Genomic DNA, 17,964 nt, shown 5'->3' on the forward strand with positions numbered 1-17,964 from the left:
CGCAACGCGTTGGCCCGGCAACGGGCGCACCTCAGGGATGAGGTGCGTACTAAAAACGTCGGGAGCGTTTTTGAACAACGCAACGCGTTGGCCCGGCAACGGGCGCACCTCAGGGATGAGGTGCGTAATTGTACGGGACGAGCATGCCAGGGATGGCGGCTTTTGCGACTTTCCGATCGGGTCGTGTTCCCTTAGCCACCTCGATCTCACCGCGGCTCGGAACAAGTCTTTACAGACGTGAAGAGCTTATAGTCCCACGGGCTGGTTAGCCCATCCTCACCTGCTGATCCATCTCTGTCAGCCGCTGCTGCAAAAACGCCAGAAACAGCGTCAGTGCTGCGTTGCGCTGACGTCCTGAGACTGTCTGAAGCTGCAACGTACGCTGACTCAGTTGATCCACCCCCAGCGATTGCAACACCAGATTTTGGGACTCGCGCTCGAACAGCAGGGTAAATGCGCTGCAGATGGTGACCGCCTGTGGCGTATGCAGCAAAAAGTGATAGAGCGTGGCGAAATAGTCGCAGGTCAATACCGGTTCAACCACGCAGTCATTCATCTGACAGGAGAGATCAAACAGCTGCCGCACGGTCGTGTGATGGCCCGGCAGCGCCAGCGGCCAGCGATGCAAGTCGCCCAGTGTTACCTCACGTGACGCCAGCGGATGTGACTGATGCATCGCCAGTAAAACCGGGGCAGGCCACGAGCCGAGCACCTCAACGCTGCGCTCAGGCTGCAGACTGAACTGCAGTGCCACATCGCATTCACCCGCCCTGACGCATGCCGCCACGCCCTGCGAGTGCGTCACGTTAATCGCAAACAGTGCGCCGGGATTCGCCAGTCGAAACGCCGCCAGCAGGCCAGGCAGCAGACTGAACGCCATTCCATCCGTGCAGGCGATACGGATTAGGCTGCGGCGTACCGCTTTCAGGCCCTTAATCTCTGCCAGCGCATATTCCATATCAAGCTGACTTTTACGCACGTGATGCGCAAAAATTTCTCCCGCCTCATTCAGCACCATGCCGCGCGCATGCCGTTCAAACAGCGGCACACCGACCTGGGCTTCCAGCCGCTGAATCTGACGGCTGATCGCGGAGACCGCCACAAACAGTTTCTCACTGGCGGCGCTCAGCGAGCCGCTCTCGACGACCGCCAGGAAATAGCGTATCTCGCTGCTTAACATGGTCACTCCAACAAAACGCATCATAAAAGGGCAGCGAAGCCTTGCTTTAAAAGCAAGGCACACTCGATAAATTGATAATTGTGGCAAAGAGTGAAGTTTGTCAAAGATAAAGCACGATAAAAATAACAGACAGGGCAAACATGACAGAGCAACAGGCAGTTGACCAGGCGATGCACTATTTTGATAGCGGTGAGTTTCAGCAACTGCTGGCATGGCGCGTCGCCTGCGTGACCGAAAGCCAGCACGCCAGCAGACGGGCAGAGCTGGACCACTATCTTCAGCAGGAAATTGGTCCGCAGCTGGCGGCGATGGGATTCACGCTACACCCGTTTGACAATCCGCATCCCGGCAGCCCGCCGTTTCTGATCGCCACCCGTATCGAAGATCCGTCTAAACCCACGCTGCTCTGCTATGGCCACGGCGATGTCGTGTTTGGTGACGATGAAAACTGGCGCGAAGGGTTATCGCCCTGGCAACTCACAGCCGAAGGCGAACGCCTGTATGGACGTGGCAGCGCGGATAACAAAGGCCAGCACTGCGTGAATCTCGCGGCGCTGGAGCAGGTGTGGCAGGCACGCGGCGGCGCGCTGGGCTTCAACTGCAAAATCCTGTTCGAAATGGGTGAAGAGATCAGCTCGCCAGGGCTGGCTGAAATCTGCCAGCAACAGCAGGCACTGTTAAAGGCCGATCTTTTTATCGCCTCGGATGGCCCACGCCTTAATGCGCTGCGGCCAACACTGTTTCTGGGTTCGCGCGGTGCGGCGAACTTTCGTCTGACTATTCGGGCGCGTGACAACGCTTACCACTCCGGCAACTGGGGCGGACTGCTGAGCAACCCCGGAACCCAACTGGCCAGTGTGATCGCCTGCCTGGTGAATGCGCAGGGCGTATTACAGGTTGCCGCGCTGAAACCAGACTCCCTGACCGACGCCGTGCGCGCCATCCTCAGTGATATTGATGTGGGTGGCATGCCGGGTGACCCGGCGCTGGCGGAAGGCTGGGGCGAGCCTGGTCTGACACCTGCCGAGCGGCTTTATGGCTGGAACACGCTGGAGGTGCTGGCGTTTGAAACCGGTAATCCGGCACGACCCATGAACGCCATTCCGGGCAGCGCTACGGCGGTGTGTCAGCTGCGTTTTGTAGTCGGCACCGACTGGGAAAATCTGGTGGAGCATGTCGAACGTCACCTGCATCAGCACGGCTTCGATAACGTCAGCGTGGAGTTTGTGCGCGGTTCACCGGCGACGCGGCTTGATCCTCAGGATCCGCTGGTGGACTGGGCGCTGGATACGCTGGCCCGCAGCAGCGGCAAAAAACCGGCGCTGCTGCCCAATCTCGGCGGTTCACTACCCAATGAAGTCTTCGCCGATATCCTGGGCCTGCCGACGCTGTGGGTGCCACATTCTTATCCCGCCTGCGGCCAGCATGGCGTTAACGAACATATGCTCACCTCAATTGCACGCGAAGGCCTGGCGATTATGACCCGGCTGTTCTGGCAACTTGGAGAAGAGGGTGAACAGCTGATGACGCGCCACCATCAGTGGCGGAGAGGTGAACAATGAGCAGCATCGCGCAAAGTGCCCCGCAGGTGAAACCGAGCCTGCACAAAACGCTGTTCGCTACCTGTATTGGTAACGCGCTGGAGTGGTTCGACATCGCGGTTTATGGCTTTTTCGCCAGCTACATCGCCCATGTTTTCTTTCCGGTCAGCGATCCGTCTGTGTCGCTGCTGCTGACCTTTGGCAGCTTTGGTATCTCCTTTCTGATCCGTCCGCTGGGCGCCATTGTGCTGGGCAACTATGCCGACCGGCATGGCCGCAAAAAGGCGCTGCTGCTGTCAATTAATCTGATGATGCTGGGCGGGGCGATCATTACGTTTATGCCGGGTTACGCCACTATCGGTCTGGCTGCGCCGCTGCTGATTATTCTGGCGCGGCTGATACAGGGCTTTTCTGCCGGCGGTGAATTTGGCAGTTCGACCGCCTTTCTGGTGGAGCACTTTCCCGAGCGCAAAGCGTTCATCGCCAGCTGGCAGTTCGCTACCCAGGGTGCCAGTACCCTGATGGCATCAGCTTTCGGACTGGGGCTGACACAGTGGCTGAGCGAAAGTGAGATTCAGGCGTGGGGCTGGCGCATCCCGTTTGCTTTCGGTTTGCTGATTGGGCCGCTGGGGATCTACATTCGCCGTCATGTGCAGGAACCCGCCAGCTTTGCCTCACAGGAAAAGGAAGCCGCACCGCTGAAAACGCTGTTCGGGCGGCAGAAAGCGCTGATCACGCTGGCGATTGGCGTGATGGTGATTTCGACCGCAGTCAACTACATGCTCAACTACATCCCGACTTATGCCACCAAAACGCTGCACCTGCCGGGATCGGTCGCCTTCACCGCTACGCTGATAGCGGGAATTATCCTGACGGTGGTGACGCCCATCATGGGATTATGGGCGGAGCGGATTGGGCGGTTGCCGCTGATGTGGGGATCGCTGCTGTTGCTGGTGGTCACTATCTATCCCGCGTTTAAATGGATGGTCGATCACACCACGCCCACCACACTAATCCTGCTGGTGGCCTGGATGGCGCTGCTGAAGTCGATCTACTTCTCGACGGTGCCATCGGTAATGGCGGATCTCTTCCCGGCGACGACCCGTGCCAGCGGTATGGCGATCAGTTACAACGTGGCCGTAACGGTATTTGGCGGGTTTGCGCCGCTGATTTGCAGCATGCTTATTGCTGCCACCGGCAGCAGTCTGGCACCAGGCTACTACCTGATGGCAGTGGCACTGCTGAGTGGTATCGCGCTGCTGCGTTGCAGTAAGCGGGTGGCATAGCAAATCAGGCCAGTTCATTGGCCTTTTCAGGCAGCTGACATAGTCACATCAGGCTCTGGCAGCAATAAAAAAGCTCAAAGTGCAGGGAACTGGGTCAGAGGAGGAAAGCGTCCCGCCGCCTGGAAAAAAACGCCGGGAGCGTTTTTGAACAACGCGAAGCGTTGGCCTGGCAACGGGCGCACCTCAAGGATGAGGTGCGTAATTGCGCGGGCCGAGCATGCCATGGATGGCGGATTTTGCGACTTTCCGATCTGACCCTGTTTCCTGCGAAGGCGCGATCTCAACCGCGAAACGAACCAGCGTGCGTTATCAATATCAGCGGGCCGTTGAACCTTCCCGTTCTTTAACTGAACTGTAAATAAGCAACATGTGTCTGCAGATACTCCTCCAGACCATGTTTTCCATCGGCCCCGCCGACACCCGACTTGCGCCATCCGGCGTGAAAGCCCTGCATCGCTTCGAAGTTCTCGCGGTTCACATAGGTTTCGCCAAACTTCAGCTTGCGCAGCGCGGTCATCGTGGTATTAAGATTCCGGGTATAAATTGAGGAGGTCAGTCCATACTCACAGTCGTTAGCCAGCGCAATCGCCTCATCCAGCGTTTTGAAGGTCATCACCGGCAGTACCGGGCCAAAAATCTCCTCCTGCATAATCGCCATCTCCTGACGCACATCGGTCAGCAGCGTGGGCTGGAAGAAAAAGCCTCGCTCTCCGGCGCGCTTGCCGCCCAGTACGACTTTTGCACCTGCGGCAACGGCATCGGCCACTTTCTGCTCGACCCGATCCCGTGCGGCGGCATTAATCAGCGGTCCCATATCGATATCACTGCGTTCAGCGGGATCGCCAAACGTCACCTGCTGAAACGCGGTTGTCAGTGCGCTGATAAACCGATCATAAATGCCTTCCTGCACATAGACGCGCTCCACGCAGTTACAGACCTGGCCGCTGTTGATCACGCGTGAGCTGATGATGGATCGCACTGCCAGATCCAGGTCGGCATCCTCCATTACGATAGCGGGCGCTTTGCCGCCCAGTTCCAGCGACACGTTGGTCACATTTTTAGCCGCGGCTTCCATGGTGGCGATACCTGCGCCGACGCTGCCCGTCAGACTTACCAGCCCGACCTTTGGATTGGCTGCCAGTTCCTGTCCTACTTCAGGTCCCAGACCGTAGACAATGTTAATGACGCCAGCCGGCAGACCCAGCGTCTGGATAATCCCGGCAAACAGTGCGGCATTGTTCGGCGTCAGCTCGCTGGGTTTAATCACAATCGTGTTGCCGGTAATCAGGGCAGGCGCTGCTTTGCGGGCGATCAGGAAAAAGGGGAAGTTCCACGGTAAAATCCCGGTGGTGACGCCGATCGCTTTTTTGAACAGGAAGATGTTTTCATTGGGCCGGTCGCTGTTGATGATCTCGCCTTCATAACGCCGTGCCCACTCCGCCATGTAATCGAGGTAGTCGGCGGTAAACAATACTTCCGTCTTCGCCAGGCCCTGGGTTTTGCCGCCTTCCGCCACGATGGTTGCCGTCAGTTCAGGCTCGCGGTCGCGGATGGCGCTGGCGATTTTGTGCAGCCAGACACCGCGTTCAACCGCAGGCAATGCTTCCCACGCCGGCTGAGCCGCTTCGGCGGCATTGATCGCAAGGCTGGCATCCTGACGAGTGCCCTGAGGAATGCGTGACAGCAACGCTTCAGTGGCCGGATTGATGACTTCAATCCACGGGTCACCCTGATGGGCAACAAACTCGCCATTAATGTAATGTTGATGATGTGTTGTCATTCGCCTGGCTCTCCGCTATCGATACGTTGCAGTAATGTGATAGCAGGGTGAAACAGATCGCTAAGCGTGACCTTTAGCTTATTGCCAGCTTGCGTGTTTGGCTGGCAGCCAATCACAGATATCGGTGAGTCCTGCGGCAAAAACGTCAATCTGTTGTAGATTTAAAAGAGCGAAATCGTCAAAGAGGGGGTTAATAATGGCAAGCGGATGGGCGGCAGAAGGCGCAGTGCAGGAACAGATTGATAGCACTGTTAACGACGGGATTGAGCGGGTCAGACAATCGCTCGGGCAGGGCGAAAGCGCCACCGAATGTGAACTCTGCGGCGAACCGATTCCTGAAGCGCGCCGTCAGGCACTCAAAGGGGTGCACTACTGCGTGGCGTGTCAGGAAAAAATCGACAAACAACAGCAGACCAGCAGCTTATATAACCGTCGTGGCAGTAAAGACAGTCAGCTGCGCTAGCGCTCAGGAGCCTGGCATCGCCAGGCCGCTGCCAATAAACCACGCCAGAAAGCCCACACCCGCCACGATGATGGCGATCGGAAACAGAATTCCAATTCTCATATTCAACCTGCTGCAAACAGCGATTTCAGGGGGCGCAATCTTATCATGAGATCTGGAGGACTGCGCGGTGGGTTTTCAGCAGGGTGAAAAGCTGGAATTGGGTTGCCTCGTTCTCCTCACGCAGCACCTCGCCTTTTTTATAAATAATATGGTGCACATGGCCGAGCTGACGCCAGACCACAATCGCCGAGGCGATCAGTGCGCAATGTTGCTCCGCCTGCACACACTCAATGGTGGCATAGTGTGTTTCATCCAGACCATTCACAAACACCTTTATCGCATCTGCAGGTAATATCGCCCGGAGATCATCCAGCATCACCCGGCTGACTGACTGTGAAAGAAACAGTGTTAACCACTTCGTTGTCATTCCAATCCCTGATCGCATCAATTTTTCCCAGTTTATACGACCTTATCTGCGGTAAAGAAGGGTTCTTTGCCCTTTTGCCACCATACCAGTTTAAATGGCAGTCAGTTTAAAAGTGTGCTGCGCCACACAGCTAAACGATAAAAAAGTAAGAATAATAAGACACTTACCTTATTCATTGTCCGGTTATCTGACAACTGTGAAATTGTGATCCTTAACGTTGATAACGGGTAAATATTGCCACTCCGCTGCGGCTTCCGGCATTTATCCAAAGGCTGAGGAATTCCTGCAAAACGTAGACTGCCTGCTGAACGGAAGCTGACAGGTTTCCGACAGGCCTCAACCTAACCGGGGAATAACAATGAACAGCGCCATTATTGCAGGTATCTTCTGGCATTTTGTCGGTGCTGCCAGCGCCGCATGTTTTTACGCGCCTTTTAAACAGGTGAAAAGATGGTCATGGGAAACCATGTGGTCAATTGGTGGCCTGATGTCATGGCTGATCCTGCCGTGGGCGGTCAGTGCCATTTTACTGCCAGACTTCATGGCCTATTACAGCAGTTTTACGCTGGCGCAACTGACGCCAGTTTTTCTGTTTGGCGCAATGTGGGGCATTGGCAATATTAATTACGGACTGACCATGCGTTACCTTGGCATGTCGATGGGGATCGGTATTGCGATTGGCATTACCCTGGTGGTCGGCACGCTGATGACGCCACTCTTGCAGGGCCGTTTTGGCGAACTGTTTGCGTTGGCAGGAGGCCGGTTAACCCTGCTGGGCGTGCTGGTGGCACTGATTGGTGTTGGGATTGTGACGCGTGCCGGGCTATTAAAGGAGCGGGCGCTGGGGATAAACGCCGAAGAGTTTAACCTCAGAAAAGGACTGCTGCTGGCGGTGATGTGCGGCATTTTCTCAGCGGGTATGTCCTTTGCAATGGATGCGGCGAAACCGATGCATCAGGCCGCCGCTAATCTGGGCATCGATCCGCTCTATGTGGCTTTACCCAGCTACGTCATCATCATGGGCGGCGGGGCACTGGTGAATCTGGCCTTCTGTTTCTGGCGGCTGGCCACCCGGCCTGAGCTGTCGGTACGTAAAGACTTCTCTGTCGGGAAGTCGCTGCTGATTGCCAATACCGCTTTTGCGGTGCTCGGCGGTACCATGTGGTATCTGCAGTTCTTCTTTTACGCCTGGGGCCATGCCCGCATCCCGGCGCAGTATGACTATGTCAGCTGGATGCTGCACATGAGCCTTTATGTCCTGTGTGGTGGGCTGGCAGGCCTGCTGATGAAAGAGTGGAAGTCAGCAGGGCGTCGCCCGGTAAGCGTATTATCGATCGGCTGTATAGTGATCATCATTGCCGCCAATATCGTTGGTTTGGGTATGGCGGCCTGATCGCGCAGAGTGATGCTGTCTTTATACATAATGGGCCTGCTTAGCAGGCCCATATTATTCAGACCCGGCATGCTTCAGCGCCTGCCGGGGCGCAATAAATCGCTGACGCCAGGCACTGGGCGTTAAACCGGTATCACGGGTGAAGACCACCGAGAAATAGTTACTGTCATCAAAGCCGCAGCGGGCGGCGACCTCACTAATCAGGCAATCCTGGGTACGCAGCAGATATTTTGCCTGACAGAGCTGCAACTGGCGCAGGTAATGACCAATGGTCATTCCGGTCTGCTGACGAAAAAGCTGTCGCAGCGCCCGCTCGCTGAGCTGATTCTGTTGACAAAACGCCGCCAGATCAAAGGGACGGGCAAGGGCACCCTGTAAGGCTGACATTAGCAGATCGAGCTGTTCACCCTCCGGCAGTGCCCAGGGACGATCGGCGGCGTAGCCATGGCGGCGCAGAATTAATGCCAGCTGTAAAAACAGTGCCTCAGAGAGCTGTACTGACAGCGGATCGCTTTTGCGGCTTTCACGCTCCAGCTGGCTGATAACGCCACGGGCCAGTGACATGCCGCGCGTGGTCAGACGCCAGCAGCCGGGCGTGTCCGGTCCCTGTTGTGGCAGCAGCTGATTCCAGTCAAGGCCAAGGCCAAAGCGGTCACGGCAGTAGAGGATATTATCCAGCACCAGATTGTTAACGCTATCGTAGCTATGGCAGTCACTGTCGCGGATATAAAAAACGTCGCCGCAGGTTATCAGCCAGGGACGATCGTTGAGGACATGCAGGCCGTTACCGCGCCAGACAATCACGATTTCACTGAACTCGTGTTGATGGGGCGGAAAGGAGGGTTGGGGCATTCTTTCGGCAACCGCCACCGGTAAACTGGTAGCGGGAAAATAGTCATCCCGACTGAGTATCAATGCCATACATTGCTCCTTTACAACATCTGCTGGCGCTCCGCTCGTGGTGCGCAGCCAAATTCGCGCCTGAACAGGGTTGAGAAATGGTTACTGTCACCAAATCCACACTGGAAGGCGATATCGGTAATTCGCATATCACTGTGACGCAGCAGATGACGAGCCTGTAACAGCCGCAAACGGTTCAGATAGCGCTGCGGCGTACTGCCGGTTTGCTGCTTCATCTGCCGATGCAGGGTTCGCAGCGACAGGGAGAAGCGATCAGCCATTTCTTCCCAGACAATCTCGTCACTGTAATGGTCGCCAAGCCAGTCGAGCAGGCGATGCAATCGTGCTTCCTGATCCTGACTCTGCCCGTCTATACAGGCTTCCCGCAGCAACACCAGCAACTGCAAAAAGAGCTGTTCCTGGTGCGCCTGTTTTTCCAGCGACCAGATATTATCCTGCTGCATCTTCGCTGTCACACTCAGCGCCTGCGCCATGACTTTGTGATTGATACGCCAGTGAGAGGTATATTGCCCGTCCTGATCGCAGGGCAACAAAGCCTGCAGCCCGGAGAGAAAGCGAAACGCGCCTGGACTGCGATAAAGCACATTGGTCAGGCAAAGATTTTCGGTCTGCTCATAGAGATGACGATCGTGATCGCGCACAAAGCAGACACAGCCCGCACACAGTGTCTGCGGCTGACCATTAAACACATGAATTCCGGAGCCTTGCTCCACCAGTACAATCTCATGAAAATCATGATGATGTTCCGGAAAAGCTGTCTGCGGTATGCGGGGTTCAATTGCTATCGCGTAATCGCCTTCGGGAAAAAAATCTGCACTGTGCAATAGGGTCATCGTCGTCTCTCGCTGCTTAACAAAACCGTAACGCAGTCTAATCAGGACGCCGTTACCTTACCTTGAATTTTCAGCTGGACTCATCAGGAATCATGCTGATTTTTCAAGAAATCCCTGGCAGTTAACAGATTTGCGGCAGGGGTCACATCGCTTCTGCTGCTATCTCTGTGATCTCCCTCACGAAGTTCTTTGCCCATCTGCCAGCCACTGACGTCTGTTGGCATTCTCGGGAAGGTGACGACCAGTCAGGATTTTTACTCTGTGACCACTTAATCACAGGGAAAAGTCGCCATGACCAGGAGAAACATTGTTGCTATCGATCTCGGCGCATCCAGCGGACGGGTCATGCTCGCCAGCTGGGATGCCGCGCAGCGCCAGCTGGCACTGCGTGAGGTCCGGCGCTTTAACAATAAGCGCCAGCGTCGTACCGGTTATGACTGCTGGGATCTGACGATGCTGGAGCAGGAGATACGCGCCGGGCTGGCTCAGTTAGATGATGAAGGCGTCGTCCCTGACAGTATCGGCATCGACACCTGGGGTGTTGATATGGTGCTGCTGGATGCAGAGGGTGAGCAGGTGGGTGAAGCGGTCAGCTATCGTGATGCGCGCACGCACGGTCTGATGGAGCAGGCGCAGCATGAGCTGAGCCGCAGCGCCATTTATGCCCGAACCGGCATTCAGTTTCTGCCGTTCAATACACTCTATCAGATGCGCGCTCTGCATCAGCAGCAGCCCGACTGGAAGGCCCGCGTAGCGCATGCGCTGATGATACCTGACTACCTGCATTATCGCCTGACCGGACATCTCAACTGGGAATACACCAACGCAACCACCACACAAATGCTCAATATTCACAGCGGTGAGTGGGATCGCGATTTGCTCGCCTGGGCGGGCGTTGACGCGCGGTGGTTTGGCCAGCCGCAGGCACCCGGCAATACCGTCGGTCACTGGATCAATCGCGCAGGCACGGCGGTTCCGGTGATCGCCGTCGCCACCCACGACACCGCCAGCGCAGTCCTTGCAACACCGCTGATGCAGGACGACGGCGCTTATCTCAGTTCAGGAACCTGGTCGCTGGTGGGCTTCGAAAGTCTGCAGCCCTATGCCTGCGATACGGCACTGCGCGCCAACATCACCAACGAAGGCGGTGCTGAGGGATATCGCGTACTGAAAAACATCATGGGGCTGTGGCTGTTGCAGCGCATCTGCAGCGAACTGCAGATTGACGATCTCAGCATGCTGATTGAAGAGACAGCCCGTCAGCCCGCCTGTGTTTCACTCATCAGTCCCAATGATGCGCGCTTCATCAATCCGGACAGCATGGTCAATGAGATTCAAAACGCCTGCGCAGAGCAGGGCATGCCGGTGCCCCAATCTGCCGCTGCGCTGGCTCGCTGCATCTTTGACAGCCTGGCGCTGCTCTACCGTGAAGTAATCCAGGAGCTGGCTCAGTTGCGCGGCAAGCCTTTCAGCCAGTTGCACCTGGTGGGAGGCGGCAGCCAGAACCGCTTTCTTAATCAGCTCTGTGCCGATGCCTGCCAGATCCCGGTACTGGCAGGCCCGGTTGAAGCCTCCACGCTGGGTAACGTTGGTTGCCAGCTGATTGCCCTGGGCGAACTGACCGATGTGGCTGATTTCCGCTGCAGCGTCATTAACAACTTCCCACTCGAAAAATTCGAACCGCAAACACACAGCGTTTTCAGTGCCAGTCAGGCACGCTTCGCCACGCTGAGTCAACCCGCTAAGGAACCCGCTTATGACTAAGCAAATTGAACAGGCTTTTGAACTGGCTAAACAACGCTACGCTGATAATGGGGTTGATGTTGAACAGGCCATCCGCCAGCTGGACCGCATTCCTGTCTCCATGCACTGCTGGCAGGGTGATGATGTCCGGGGATTCGAGAACCCACAGGGCGCTCTGACCGGCGGCATTCAGGCGACCGGTAACTACCCGGGACGGGCACGGAATGCCAGTGAACTACGCAGTGATATCGACAAGGCTATGTCGCTGATTCCTGGCGCGAAACGTCTGAACCTGCACGCTATCTACCTTGAAAGCGACAAGCCGGTGGACCGGGATGCCATTGAACCTGCCCATTTCGCCAACTGGGTCGCCTGGGCCAAAGAGAATAAGCTGGGCCTCGATTTTAACCCAAGCTGCTTCTCGCATCCAAAAAGCGCGGACGGCTTTACGCTGTCGCACAGTGATAAAACCGTCCGTCAGTTCTGGATCGACCATTGCAAAGCGAGTCGCCGCATCTCTGCCTCATTTGGTGAGCAGCTGGGCACCCCCTCAGTGATGAATATCTGGATGCCGGACGGTATGAAAGATATCACTGTGGATCGGCTGGGCCCGCGTGAGCGCCTGATGAGTGCGCTGGATGAAGTCATCTCAGAAAAACTCAATCCGCAGCACCATATTGATGCGGTAGAGAGCAAGCTTTTTGGCATAGGCGCTGAGAGCTATACCGTAGGCTCTAACGAGTTTTATCTGGGCTATGCCGCCAGTCGCCAGACGGCGCTTTGCCTGGATGCAGGGCATTTCCATCCAACCGAAATGATCTCCGACAAAATTTCCGCCGCCATGCTCTATGTGCCGCACCTGCTGCTGCACGTCAGCCGTCCGGTGCGCTGGGACAGCGACCATGTTGTGCTGCTGGATGATGAAACCCAGGCTATCGCCAGTGAGATCGTCCGTCATCAGCTGTTCGACAAAGTGCACATTGGCCTCGACTTTTTCGACGCCTCAATAAACCGGATTGCCGCCTGGGTTATCGGCACCCGTAACACCAAAAAAGCGCTGCTGCGTGCCTTGCTGGAGCCAACTGACCGCTTACGCCAGGCCGAGAACAGCGGCGATTACACCGCGCGGCTTACCCTGCTGGAGGAGCAAAAATCATTGCCATGGCAGGCGGTCTGGGAAGGGTGGTGCCTGCGCCATGACGTCCCTGCTGATGCCAGCTGGTTAGGTGATGTTCGTCATTATGAACAACAGATTTTGAGCAAACGTTAAGGATTTCACTATGCAAAGCATTCTTTCTTCCGGGTTTGTTAAGGGAATGGTCAAAGCGACCAGCGACATGTGGCTGAAGGGCTGGGACGAACGTAACGGCGGTAATGTCAGCCTCCGTCTGCTGGAGGAGGAGGTGAAACCCTTTGCCGCCGATTTCTGTAAGGAACCGCGCTGCATCGAGCTGACCCAGCCTGCGCCAGCGCTGGCAAATGACTGGTTTCTGGTGACCGGGTCAGGAAAATTCATGCGTAACGTCCAGCTCGATCCGGCGGATTGTCTGGCGCTGCTGCAGGTCGATGACAAGGGACTTTCCTGTAAAATTCACTGGGGCCTGTCGAAGGGTGGTTTGCCGACCTCTGAGCTGGCATCACACTTTCAGTCTCACGCGGTACGTAAAGCCGTCAGTAAAGGCGCAGATCGGGTGATTATGCACTGCCATGCGACCAACTTTATGGCTCTGAGCTACGTGGTTGAGATGGACTCTGCCCGCTTTACCCGTTTGCTGTGGGAAGGCAGTACCGAATGTCTGGTTGTATTCCCGGATGGCGTGGGTGTGCTGCCATGGATGGTTCCTGGCACCGATGAAATCGGCACGGCGACTGCGGGACAGATGCAGTCACACACCCTGGTGATGTGGCCATTCCACGGCGTCTTTGGCACAGGCCCGACACTCGATGAAACCTTTGGTCTGATTGATACGGCGGAAAAATCGTCAGAAGTAATCGTCAAAGTGCTGTCGATGGGCGGAATTCGTCAGAGCATCACCACCGAACAGCTAATCGCGCTGGGTAAACGCTTTGGCGTCAAGCCATGGCAACCGGCGCTGGATGTGGGCCCAGCCAATGCTGCGTAAAGCCTTTGTGATGCAGGTGAATGCCGACTGTCATGCAGAGTATGAACGTCGTCACTCCCCAATCTGGCCTGAACTGGCTGAGACGCTGAAGGCACACGGTGCGCACAACTATGCCATCTGGCTGGATGCAGAGCGGAATCTGCTGTTCGCCAGCGTTGAGATTGAATCTGAAGCACGCTGGGAAGCGGTAGCAGAAACGGAGGTGTGTCAGCGCTGGTGGGCGTCAATGAAAGATCTCATGCCGTCTGATGCAGATAACAGTCCTGTCAGTCAGCCATTAAAACCGGTGTTTTTCCTGAACTAGATGACGAAAAGGGCGGCAATGCCGCCCTGTTTTCTAGCCCCTGGCCTGACACAAGCCGGTCAGCGTTGGCCACATGGCCATCAGCGTATCAATAATACCCTCAAGATCGTCACGCTCTGCGCCTTCACGGGCCCGCACCGACATACCCTGCAACATACAACCCAGATAACGTGACAGCGCCGGAATATTCACTGCCGGACTCAGTTCTCCACGCTGCTGGCGCGCCAGCAGAAAATCACTCAGCACATGCTCCTGCGACTGATGCTGCTGTTGCAGCATGGCGGCAATCTCTGCCGAAGCCGCCGACAGGGCAGTTGAGGTACAGATAAAGAAACATCCGCCGGGAGAGTCGCGTTCAGTAAAACAGGCCGCAGTAGAACGGAAATAGGCCTCAATAACCCTATCTACCGGTAACTGATCGTCGCCTAATGCTGCTTCACGCCATGCGCTGAACTTCTCTACATAACGCGCCATCGCTGCGCGAAACAGTCCCTCTTTATTCACAAACTCTGCGTAGAGGGTTGGTGCTTTTGCGCCAGTAGCGGCGACCAGATCGGCGAGAGAGGTTCCCTCGTAACCGTGTGTCCAGAACAGGGTCAGAGCTTTATCGAGCGCAGCTTCGCGATCGAACATTTTGGGCCGGCCGCGGCATTTTTTTACATCGCAATCCTGAACCTGACTCATACACCCTCTCAGACAGTAAAACACCCTATTAAATTACCGATCATTATAAAAATGCGCAAGGGCCACTGGAAATGTCAGCCGCAAGTGTTGTCATTTTGTGCGTCAGCGCAATCTTACCGCCCCTATGGTTAAGTCAGAAAAAGGGCGGAAGCCCATAATCACGCCACTTCGCGAATAAAATAACGGTCATTAAATAAATATTGACGACGTACCGGGTCGGGAACTATCATTTATTTAACGGTCGTTAATTAAATGGCGACAACGTCATTCAGACACACCAAATTCAAATACTGAACAGAGAAAATATTATGAAAACCATCAAAATCACCCTGGCAGCACTGGCACTCACTACCCTGGCTTTTGGCGCATCTGCTGCTGATCTCGTCACCAGCGAACCGGCTAATCAGAAGCCTGTTGGCACCCTCTCAGTACTGGGTGGAACCAACCTGAGTTCTGTTGAAGCGCAGCTGAGTGCCAAAGCGGATGAAGCCGGTGCGAAATCATTCCGCATCACTTCAACCAGCGGTCAGAACAAACTGCACGGCACGGCTGTGATCTATCAGTAACAGGCTGTTCATCAGATAATGTGAGAAGGGGTTCGTTATGAAACGTATCAATATGATAGTGGCGGCAGCGGTGCTAAGTGGCCTTTCCTTTGCCAGCGTGGCGGCCCAACAGGTGAACAGCACCCCGTTGGATCAGCAAAAAATCGGTGTTATCAGCGCAACGGGCAGCACAAACCTGACCTCGCTGGAGCAACAATTGTCAGGAAAGGCCAGCGATGTCGGCGCAAAGTCTTTCCGCATCACTTCGACCTCTGGCAGCAACAACCTGCATGGCACAGCCATTCTTTATAAGTAACAGGCGCTATAAATATTCATAAACAGGCTTCAGATAAACTCACTTATCTGAAGCCTTTTTTATTTGATAAGGCGCTGATTATCCGTTGCTGCGTAACTGCGGATAGCGTCGGAAAATATAAACACACCACAGCAACGCCACCAGACCAATCATCCCGCCGACATTCCCCACTTCCGCCATGCTCAGATGGAGACTGACCTGATTCCCCAGCAGCGCGCCCGCGCCAATACCAATATTGTAGATACCGGACATCAGGGACATCGCGACATCTGTGGCATCCGGTGCCAGCGAGAGTACCCGCACCTGCATACCCAGCCCGATCATCATCATTGCCACTCCCCAGACAACGCACAGCGTGGAGATAGCTGCGGGGCGAACGGCGGCAAAAATCAGCAGTCCCATGCAAAGGGTGATCAGCGCAATGGCGGCAATCAGCAGGGCGGAAGGAAATTTGTTACCCAGCGTACTGAAGAGCAGGCTGCCGACAATGCCCGCTGAGCCAAACAGCAGCAGCAGAAGGGTTGTGAAATTACCGCTGGAGTGAGCGACGGTCTGCATAAATGGCTCGATATAGCTGTAGGCGGTGTAATGCGCGGTCACCACCAGCGTCACCAGCAGGTACATGCTGACCAGCGCCGGACGGCGAAACAGCATCGGCACACTGCTCAGCGAGCCGGTATGCTCACTCGGCAGGCGCGGCAGAATACGCGCCAGCATAATCATCAGCACCAGCGCCGAGAGACCAATCGCGCCGAAAGTGGTGCGCCAGCCAAGATACTGTCCCACCACGCGGCCAATCGGCACGCCCAGCACCATCGCCAGCGCGCTACCGGTCGCCAGCATACTCAGCGCCTGGGTTTTCTTACCCGCCGGGGCAACACGAATCGCCAGCGAGGCGGTGATCGACCAGAAAACCGCATGAGACAGGGCGATGCCGACGCGCGATACCATCAGCGACCGGAAATCCCAGGCGACGGTTGAAAGCACGTGGCTGACGATAAAAATCAGGAACAGCACGCCCAGCAGCAGCCGTCGCTCGATATTGCGGGTCAGCAGCATCAGCGGCAGTGAAAGCAGCGCGACGACCCAGGCGTAGATGGTCAGCATGATCCCGACATCAGCCGTCTGCATTGAAAAGTCAGCAGCGATATCAGATAACAGGCCAACCGGCACGAACTCGGTGGTATTGAAGACAAATGCAGCGATGGCCAGCAATACCACGCGTAGCCAGGCAGTTTTACGTGAAACAGTTGTTGGTTGCATGAGGAGTCAAGTCAGTCAGTACAGCGAAATCGGATGTGGCAAAAACATCCAGCGAAAGTGACCTGTGTCACAAATAAAACGCTATTGTAGTAAATAAAACGGGAAGAGAAACCTTATAACGGCCTTTTCACACTGAATTTTTATTATCGCCCCAGCACAGGGCGATAGTCTGAGGTTATTAACCACGACGAGTGGGCATCATGCGTAGCAGGGTATTGTCTTTAAGCAGATAGTGATGGAAGAGTGCACCAGCAGCATGCAGCCCAATCAGCCAGTAACCCAGCGGGGCCAGAATTTGATGCCAGTCAATCAACCTGTCTGCCAGATCAACGTGGGGCTCAGGCGCGACCGGCATGCTGATACCAAACAGCCACCATTCCCGGCCCTTAAGATAGCGCGACGCCAGGCCAAGGATTGGCAGGGTGATAAACAGCGCGTAGAGCAACGTATGCGTCAGATGTGCCAGACCGGTTTGCCAGCGCGGCGCTGCAGGGGTAATGGGTGGTAATTCATGATGAGTGCGTAAAAATAACCGGATAAGCATCAAAACCAAAATCGACGCGCCGGCGCTGAAATGGGTAATGATCATGGCATATCCTTGCCAGGAACCGCGTTGAGCAAAGCCACGCAGCTCAATGGTAGCGTAGGCAACCGCCACCAGTATAAAAGTCAGCCAGTGAAAGATTATCTGTGAGCGTGCAAACTTTTCCCGCATTGTGCAATCCCTTGAGGTTAATGAGTAATGTCAGGATAACGTCAGACAACAGAAATACTTAATGGATTTATCTCAGCGGCAGTTTTCATCCAGTGCCCGCCTGATTTAATTAACGCGATGGCGGAGTATGTTTCAGGGCCACACTGAGCTGACTGGCCTGCGGGTCGCTATGATTAAGCGGACAGCAGTTTTCGCAGCCAATGGCGCCCGCATAATATTTTCTGGCCTGCAGAATAGCGGCATTCACATGATAAAAACTGCCCAGAAACAGTCGGTTATCCATGTCGGGAAGATGGGGGCAGCCCGCGGCATGAACAACATGATTATCGTTATATCCCGATTGTTTATTAACGTAGTAGTAGAGAGCCACAGGCGTTCCTTGTTGCCGTGTTAAAAGGCAAAGCA

Annotated in this window: 20 protein-coding genes; 10 read left to right on the top strand and 10 right to left on the bottom strand. The window is 55.4% G+C overall.

Annotated features, from left to right (window positions below; genetic code table 11):
* Positions 1-265 precede the first annotated feature (265 nt).
* A complete protein-coding gene (locus QSK07_RS14095; RefSeq protein ID WP_285721765.1) occupies positions 266-1,180 on the bottom strand; it encodes a LysR family transcriptional regulator in 915 nt (304 codons plus the stop codon).
* A 140-nt stretch (positions 1,181-1,320) separates the two neighbouring features.
* Between QSK07_RS14095 and QSK07_RS14100 the strand changes: the two genes are divergently transcribed.
* Positions 1,321-2,742 carry a M20 family metallopeptidase gene (locus QSK07_RS14100; protein WP_285721766.1) on the top strand — a complete coding sequence of 474 codons (1,422 nt, stop codon included), beginning with the start codon at positions 1,321-1,323 and terminating at the stop codon, positions 2,740-2,742.
* On the top strand, positions 2,739-4,007 hold the full coding sequence (locus tag QSK07_RS14105) for an MFS transporter (protein WP_285721767.1): 1,269 nt from the start codon (positions 2,739-2,741) through the stop codon (positions 4,005-4,007). Before QSK07_RS14100 ends, QSK07_RS14105 begins: the two co-directional genes overlap by 4 nt.
* A 343-nt stretch (positions 4,008-4,350) precedes the next feature.
* On the opposite strand, the gene aldA is transcribed toward QSK07_RS14105, so the two are convergent.
* Complete coding sequence (gene aldA, locus QSK07_RS14110; protein WP_285721768.1) at positions 4,351-5,787, bottom strand: aldehyde dehydrogenase; 1,437 nt, start codon at positions 5,785-5,787, stop codon at positions 4,351-4,353.
* A gap of 196 nt (positions 5,788-5,983) precedes the next feature.
* Between aldA and QSK07_RS14115 the strand changes: the two genes are divergently transcribed.
* A complete protein-coding gene (locus QSK07_RS14115; protein WP_098050469.1) occupies positions 5,984-6,250 on the top strand; it encodes a DksA/TraR family C4-type zinc finger protein in 267 nt (88 codons plus the stop codon).
* Between the two features lie 3 nt (positions 6,251-6,253).
* Here the strand turns inward: QSK07_RS14115 and QSK07_RS14120 are convergent, their stop codons facing one another.
* Together QSK07_RS14120 and QSK07_RS14125 are read right to left on the bottom strand one after the other, a co-directional pair.
* On the bottom strand, positions 6,254-6,352 hold the full coding sequence (locus QSK07_RS14120) for a YoaK family small membrane protein (RefSeq protein WP_008925225.1): 99 nt from the start codon (positions 6,350-6,352) through the stop codon (positions 6,254-6,256).
* Between the two features lie 43 nt (positions 6,353-6,395).
* The gene (locus QSK07_RS14125; protein WP_013357928.1) at positions 6,396-6,719 is read right to left on the bottom strand and encodes a hypothetical protein; all 324 of its coding nucleotides are present in this window, start codon (positions 6,717-6,719) and stop codon (positions 6,396-6,398) included.
* Between the two features lie 358 nt (positions 6,720-7,077).
* Here QSK07_RS14125 and rhaT point away from each other — a divergent pair, with 358 nt between their 5' ends.
* On the top strand, positions 7,078-8,112 hold the full coding sequence (gene rhaT, locus QSK07_RS14130) for an L-rhamnose/proton symporter RhaT (protein WP_098050471.1): 1,035 nt from the start codon (positions 7,078-7,080) through the stop codon (positions 8,110-8,112).
* A 54-nt stretch (positions 8,113-8,166) separates the two neighbouring features.
* Here the strand turns inward: rhaT and rhaR are convergent, their stop codons facing one another.
* On the bottom strand, positions 8,167-9,033 hold the full coding sequence (rhaR, locus tag QSK07_RS14135) for an HTH-type transcriptional activator RhaR (RefSeq protein WP_285721769.1): 867 nt from the start codon (positions 9,031-9,033) through the stop codon (positions 8,167-8,169).
* Between the two features lie 11 nt (positions 9,034-9,044).
* On the bottom strand, positions 9,045-9,866 hold the full coding sequence (gene rhaS / locus QSK07_RS14140; protein WP_285721770.1) for an HTH-type transcriptional activator RhaS: 822 nt from the start codon (positions 9,864-9,866) through the stop codon (positions 9,045-9,047).
* A 291-nt stretch (positions 9,867-10,157) separates the two neighbouring features.
* On the opposite strand from rhaS, the gene rhaB reads away from it, so the two are divergent.
* The 4 genes from rhaB to rhaM are packed head-to-tail and all read left to right on the top strand — an operon-like array spanning position 10,158 to position 14,036.
* Positions 10,158-11,630 (top strand): rhamnulokinase, encoded by a 1,473-nt coding sequence (rhaB, locus tag QSK07_RS14145; protein ID WP_285721771.1) that lies wholly within the window; start codon positions 10,158-10,160, stop codon positions 11,628-11,630.
* Positions 11,623-12,879 (top strand): L-rhamnose isomerase, encoded by a 1,257-nt coding sequence (locus tag QSK07_RS14150; RefSeq protein WP_285721772.1) that lies wholly within the window; start codon positions 11,623-11,625, stop codon positions 12,877-12,879. Before rhaB ends, QSK07_RS14150 begins: the two co-directional genes overlap by 8 nt.
* A 10-nt stretch (positions 12,880-12,889) precedes the next feature.
* A complete protein-coding gene (gene rhaD, locus QSK07_RS14155; protein WP_285721773.1) occupies positions 12,890-13,732 on the top strand; it encodes a rhamnulose-1-phosphate aldolase in 843 nt (280 codons plus the stop codon).
* Positions 13,722-14,036: an L-rhamnose mutarotase gene (gene rhaM, locus QSK07_RS14160; RefSeq protein WP_285721983.1), complete on the top strand. Its 315-nt coding sequence runs from the start codon at positions 13,722-13,724 to the stop codon at positions 14,034-14,036. The genes rhaD and rhaM overlap by 11 nt, the downstream gene beginning before the upstream one ends.
* Before the next feature lie 33 nt (positions 14,037-14,069).
* Here rhaM and QSK07_RS14165 read toward each other — a convergent pair whose 3' ends face one another.
* The gene (locus QSK07_RS14165) at positions 14,070-14,720 is read right to left on the bottom strand and encodes a TetR/AcrR family transcriptional regulator (RefSeq protein ID WP_275219420.1); all 651 of its coding nucleotides are present in this window, start codon (positions 14,718-14,720) and stop codon (positions 14,070-14,072) included.
* A 308-nt stretch (positions 14,721-15,028) separates the two neighbouring features.
* On the opposite strand from QSK07_RS14165, the gene bhsA (QSK07_RS14170) reads away from it, so the two are divergent.
* A complete protein-coding gene (bhsA, locus tag QSK07_RS14170; protein ID WP_098050479.1) occupies positions 15,029-15,286 on the top strand; it encodes a multiple stress resistance protein BhsA in 258 nt (85 codons plus the stop codon).
* Positions 15,287-15,323: 37 nt separating this feature from the next.
* On the top strand, positions 15,324-15,581 hold the full coding sequence (bhsA, locus tag QSK07_RS14175; RefSeq protein WP_098050480.1) for a multiple stress resistance protein BhsA: 258 nt from the start codon (positions 15,324-15,326) through the stop codon (positions 15,579-15,581).
* Positions 15,582-15,659: 78 nt separating this feature from the next.
* On the opposite strand, the gene QSK07_RS14180 is transcribed toward bhsA (QSK07_RS14175), so the two are convergent.
* The 3 genes from QSK07_RS14180 to QSK07_RS14190 all read right to left on the bottom strand — a co-directional run bounded on the left by QSK07_RS14180 (position 15,660) and on the right by QSK07_RS14190 (position 17,929).
* Positions 15,660-16,844 (bottom strand): sugar transporter, encoded by a 1,185-nt coding sequence (locus tag QSK07_RS14180; protein WP_285721774.1) that lies wholly within the window; start codon positions 16,842-16,844, stop codon positions 15,660-15,662.
* A 178-nt stretch (positions 16,845-17,022) separates the two neighbouring features.
* On the bottom strand, positions 17,023-17,559 hold the full coding sequence (gene cybB / locus QSK07_RS14185; RefSeq protein ID WP_098050482.1) for a cytochrome b561: 537 nt from the start codon (positions 17,557-17,559) through the stop codon (positions 17,023-17,025).
* A 109-nt stretch (positions 17,560-17,668) separates the two neighbouring features.
* Positions 17,669-17,929 (bottom strand): hypothetical protein, encoded by a 261-nt coding sequence (locus QSK07_RS14190; protein ID WP_098050483.1) that lies wholly within the window; start codon positions 17,927-17,929, stop codon positions 17,669-17,671.
* Positions 17,930-17,964: the final 35 nt, after the last annotated feature.

The sequence above is a fragment of the Pantoea sp. QMID4 genome (assembly GCF_030270445.1).
GTDB classification, from domain to species: domain Bacteria; phylum Pseudomonadota; class Gammaproteobacteria; order Enterobacterales; family Enterobacteriaceae; genus Pantoea; species Pantoea vagans.